Below are 1,580 nucleotides of genomic sequence, written 5' to 3' on the forward strand. Positions count from 1 at the left end.
CCCGTCACACCATGGGAGTGGATTGCACCAGAAGTAGTTAGTCTAACCTTCGGGAGGACGATTACCACGGTGTGGTTCATGACTGGGGTGAAGTCGTAACAAGGTAGCCCTAGGGGAACCTGGGGCTGGATCACCTCCTTAAACGAAACGGACTCATTTTGGTCAGAGTTCACACGAATTGCTTGGTTGGTATTTAGAGAGCGAAAGGGCATAGGCCCTAGAAGGCCTGTAGCTCAGGTGGTTAGAGCGCACCCCTGATAAGGGTGAGGTCGGCAGTTCAAGTCTGCCCAGGCCTACCAATTTTCCATTATGCTTCGTTAACGCATTGCTCACGTACTGTTAGTACGCGACGCAAGACGTTCCTCGCCTAATAGAAAATATACCTTATTAAGGTTTGCAAAAACCGCTGTAAATTGGGGCTATAGCTCAGCTGGGAGAGCGCCTGCCTTGCACGCAGGAGGTCAGCAGTTCGATCCTGCTTAGCTCCACCAATTTCTTCTGCTCATAACTAAAATTATTCGATAAAGGCGTTGGCTTTTGTTGAGTTGTTTTAGTTCTGATCAGAGATCAGAAAGCTCTTTAACAATTTGGAATGTGATAGTAGAAAGGCATTGTTAGTAGTTGTGATGACTATTGATGGTGCAATGCTAAATACTATGTGCCCATCACTATCAGCGATGGTGTATGTAGTATGGATAATGTAAGAAATGAGATTCATATCAAGCGTTATCCGGCGAAAACGTTACGATTTGGTCGTTATATGACTCGAGACTAGGATGGTAAAAGGTCGTCCTGGAGGACTCTTTGGGTTATATAGTCAAGCGACTAAGCGCATACGGTGGATGCCTTGGCAGTCAGAGGCGATGAAGGACGTAGAAACCTGCGATAAGCGTTGGTAAGCTGGTAAACGAGCTTTGACCCAACGATTTCCGAATGGGGAAACCCATCCGTCATAAGGCGGATATCCTGCACTGAATTCATAGGTGTAGGAAGCGAACCCGGAGAACTGAAACATCTAAGTACCCGGAGGAAAAGAAATCAACCGAGATTCCCCTAGTAGCGGCGAGCGAACGGGGATCAGCCGATGGTTGTTGTGTTAGTGGAATGCTCTGGAAAGTGCAGCAATAGAGGGTGATAGCCCCGTACACGAAGACACAGCGATCACATATTAAGTAGGACGGGACACGTGTTATCTTGTCTGAAGATGGGGGGACCATCCTCCAAGGCTAAATACTCCTGACTGACCGATAGTGAACCAGTACCGTGAGGGAAAGGCGAAAAGAACCCCTGTGAGGGGAGTGAAATAGATCCTGAAACCGTATGCGTACAAGCAGTGGGAGCAGACTTGTTCTGTGACTGCGTACCTTTTGTATAATGGGTCAGCGACTTAATTTTAGTAGCAAGGTTAACCGTATAGGGGAGCCGTAGGGAAACCGAGTCTTAATAGGGCGCATAGTTGCTAGGATTAGACCCGAAACCGAGTGATCTATCCATGAGCAGGTTGAAGGTTAGGTAACACTGACTGGAGGACCGAACCCACTGTCGTTGAAAAGCCAGGGGATGACTTGTGGATAGGAGTG

General features: G+C 47.8%; 2 tRNA genes and 2 rRNA genes. All 4 read left to right on the forward strand.

Annotation, left to right across the window (positions count from 1 at the left end):
* Positions 1-141: ribosomal RNA gene (locus A3751_RS21245) — 16S ribosomal RNA — on the forward strand; the annotation flags it as partial.
* 81 nt (positions 142-222) lie between these two features.
* Positions 223-299: transfer RNA gene (locus tag A3751_RS21250), tRNA-Ile, on the forward strand.
* A 116-nt stretch (positions 300-415) separates the two neighbouring features.
* Positions 416-491 (forward strand) — tRNA-Ala (locus A3751_RS21255).
* 324 nt (positions 492-815) lie between these two features.
* A 23S ribosomal RNA gene (locus A3751_RS21260) occupies positions 816-1,580 on the forward strand; the annotation flags it as partial.

Source organism: Oleiphilus sp. HI0080 (assembly GCF_001635135.1).